The sequence below is a fragment of the Streptomyces hainanensis genome (assembly GCF_004348415.1).
Taxonomy (GTDB): Bacteria; Actinomycetota; Actinomycetes; order Streptomycetales; family Streptomycetaceae; genus Streptomyces; species Streptomyces hainanensis.
Genome location: NZ_SMKI01000704.1, coordinates 1 through 2,647 on the forward strand (window position 1 = coordinate 1; position 2,647 = coordinate 2,647).

Consider the following 2,647-nt stretch of genomic DNA (forward strand, 5'->3'; position numbering starts at 1 on the left):
GGGTGGGGAACAGCCGCCCCACCCCGCCCGGGAAGGGCCCGGCGGATCTACAGTCGTCCACGGAGGTGGTCAACCATGACCGGTGACGGAACTCGCGCCGTGCGCGCCGGCGTGCCGGAGGGCGAGCCTTATGCCGCGCCCCTGCCGGGGCCCACGTTCGCGTCGCATTTTCATCTGCCGGGGGACCCGGCCGTCGCGACCTACGCCTACGGCCGGCAGGGCAATCCCAGTTGGACGGCGCTCGAGGCGGGGATCGCCGAGCTGGAGGAGGCCGTGGGGGCGGTGGTGTTCCCGTCGGGGATGGCGGCCACGACCGCCGTGCTGTTCGGCCTGCTGCGGCCGGGCGACGCGGCCGTGCTGCCGTCGGACGGCTACCAGCTGCTGCCGCGGGTCCGCGAGCGGCTCCAGGGGTTCGGGATCACGGTGCGGACCGCCCCCACCGGGAACGACGCGCAGGTGGCGGTGATCGACGACGACACCCGTGTCGTGTGGGTGGAGACGCCGTCCAATCCGGGGCTCGACGTCTGTGACATCCGGCGCCTCGCCGAGGCCGCGCACGCGCACGGCGCGCTGCTCGTCGTGGACAACACGCTGGCCACCCCGCTCGGGCAGCGGCCGCTCGCGCTCGGCGCCGACCTGTCGATCGCCAGCGGCACGAAGGCGCTGAACGGGCACGGCGACGTGCTGCTCGGCTATGTCGCCGCCCGCGATCCGGAACTGCTCGACGCGGTGCGCGCCTGGCGTACCGAGAGCGGGGCGATCCTCGGGCCGATGGAGGCGTGGCTGGCGCACCGGGGGATCGCCACGCTCCAGCTGCGGGTCGAGCGGCAGGACGCCAACGCGCTGGCCGTCGCCCGCGCGCTGCGCGAGCGGCCCGAGGTGAGCGGGGTGCGGTACCCGGGGTTGCCGGACGATCCGGGGCACGCCGTCGCGGCCCGGCAGATGCGCCACTTCGGCTGTGTGGTCTCCTTCACGCTGCCCGACCGGGAGTTCGCCGACCGGTTCCTCGGCGCGCTGCGCCTGGTCTCCGACGCCACCAGCTTCGGCGGGGTCAGGTCGACGGCGGAGCGGCGCGGCAGGTGGGGTGGGGACGACGTGCCCGAGGGGTTCGTGCGGCTGTCCGTCGGCGTCGAGGACGCGGCCGACCTGATCGCCGATCTGAACCGGGCGTTGGACGTTTCGTCCGCCGGCTCGCGGGCCACATGACTCTCATGACCCCAGCACGACCCGTGGTCAAACGCACCGCCCGCGCCATCCTGCTCGACGAGTCGACGGCCGCCGGCCCCTCGCTGGTCGTGATCAAGCGCGTCAGATCCGGGCACGAGCCCTACTGGATCACGCCGGGGGGCGGCGTGGAGCCCGAGGACGCGACGGTCGTCTCGGCCCTGCACCGCGAGGTGTTGGAGGAGCTGGGCGCCAAGGTCGTCGACGTGGTCCCGGCCTTCGTCGACACCGTCCGGCACGTGCCGGAGCCCGGCGAGGACACCCCGCCGGGGCTCAAGGTGCAGCACTTCTTCGCCTGCCGGCTGGCCGCCATCGATCCGGCGCTGCGGCACGGCCCCGAAGTCGAGGAGCCGCGCGGCACGTACGAGATCGTGCGGCTGCCCTTCACGCCGGAGGGCCTGGCCTCGGTGAACCTGGTGCCGGCGTCGCTCAGGGTGTTCCTGGTCGGGAACATCGAGGGCGTCCACGCGCTGCTCGCCCCCGATCTCGTCTGAGCGGGCACGCCCACGCCCAGGCGGTGTGGCGCGCGGCCGGTCAGCCCTGGTTGCCGAACCAGTTGCCGCCGACGAAGCCGCCCGCCTGCTCGGCGCGCTCCAGGGCCCGCCTGGCCTCCTCGCGCCAGGCCTCCGCGTCCGGTGGGGGCGGCGTCGGTGCCGAGGGCAGGGCGAGCTGCCCGGACGGCAGTGCCGGCGGTGTCGTACGGCCGCTGAGCTCGTGGGCGCGGCGCACCTGGGCGTCCCGGGCGGCGCCGAAGAAGTCGCCGCCCTTCCGCTTGTAGTCGTCGGTGCCCCAGGCGCGCTCGGCGTCCTTGGGCGGTTTGACCAGCCGGGGGATGTGCTTGGCGCAGTGGATGTACGCCTCCTCGACGTCGATCCGCACCCACAGCTCGGTGCGCCGGCCGGGGGCGGTGTCGGTCGGCAGCCCGGGGTGGCGGGCGCGCAGCTCGGCGTCCGGGACGATCCGGGCGCGGCCGTTGATGTGCAGGCCGATGCGGGCCCGCTCGAAGTCGAGGAGCAGCAGCCCGGCGTGGGGGTTCTCGGAGATGTTGCCGAGCGAGGCGTGCACCCCGTTCCCCCGGTACTCGGGGTAGACCAGGGACTTGGGGTCGAGCACCCGCAGGAAGCCGGGCGGGCCGGCGCGGAAGCTGTTGTCGCACTCGCCGTGGCGGTCCGACGTGGCCAGGAAGAACATCTCCTGGCGGCCGACGAACTCCCGCATCTGGTCGTTGAGATGGTCGAGGACCTGGTCGTCGTAGAACCGGTCGGCCCGTTCCTCGCTGCCGAGACTGCGTTGCAGCGCGTCCGGTGCTGCTGCGCCACCTGGTGGCGAACCTGGTGGGCAACGCGGCGCTCGCCGAGCGCGAGACCACCCTGTTCCGCGAGGACATGACGGCCCTGCGGATCCTGCCGCCGCGGCACTACGT

3 protein-coding genes are annotated in these 2,647 nt (G+C 73.9%); 2 read left to right on the plus strand and 1 reads right to left on the minus strand.

Going from position 1 to position 2,647, the window contains the following annotated elements:
- Window positions 1-75 precede the first annotated feature (75 nt).
- Window positions 76-1,206 carry a cystathionine gamma-lyase gene (locus tag E1283_RS34935; RefSeq protein WP_132822185.1) on the plus strand — a complete coding sequence of 377 codons (1,131 nt, stop codon included), beginning with the start codon at window positions 76-78 and terminating at the stop codon, window positions 1,204-1,206.
- A gap of 5 nt (window positions 1,207-1,211) precedes the next feature.
- Complete coding sequence (locus E1283_RS34940) at window positions 1,212-1,718, plus strand: NUDIX domain-containing protein (RefSeq protein WP_132822186.1); 507 nt, start codon at window positions 1,212-1,214, stop codon at window positions 1,716-1,718.
- A 40-nt stretch (window positions 1,719-1,758) separates the two neighbouring features.
- On the opposite strand, the gene E1283_RS34945 is transcribed toward E1283_RS34940, so the two are convergent.
- Window positions 1,759-2,442, minus strand: coding sequence for a pyridoxamine 5'-phosphate oxidase family protein (locus E1283_RS34945; RefSeq protein ID WP_132822187.1), 684 nt, complete (start codon window positions 2,440-2,442; stop codon window positions 1,759-1,761).
- Window positions 2,443-2,647: the final 205 nt, after the last annotated feature.

What these genes read in the sequence shown, in the direction of transcription:
- E1283_RS34945 (WP_132822187.1), bottom strand. Translation starts at nt 2,442, where the DNA reads ATGCGGGAGTTCGTCGGCCGCCAGGAGATGTTCTTCCTGGCCACGTCG.
- E1283_RS34935 (WP_132822185.1), top strand. Translation starts at nt 76, where the DNA reads ATGACCGGTGACGGAACTCGCGCCGTGCGCGCCGGCGTGCCGGAGGGC.
- E1283_RS34940 (WP_132822186.1), top strand. Translation starts at nt 1,212, where the DNA reads ATGACCCCAGCACGACCCGTGGTCAAACGCACCGCCCGCGCCATCCTG.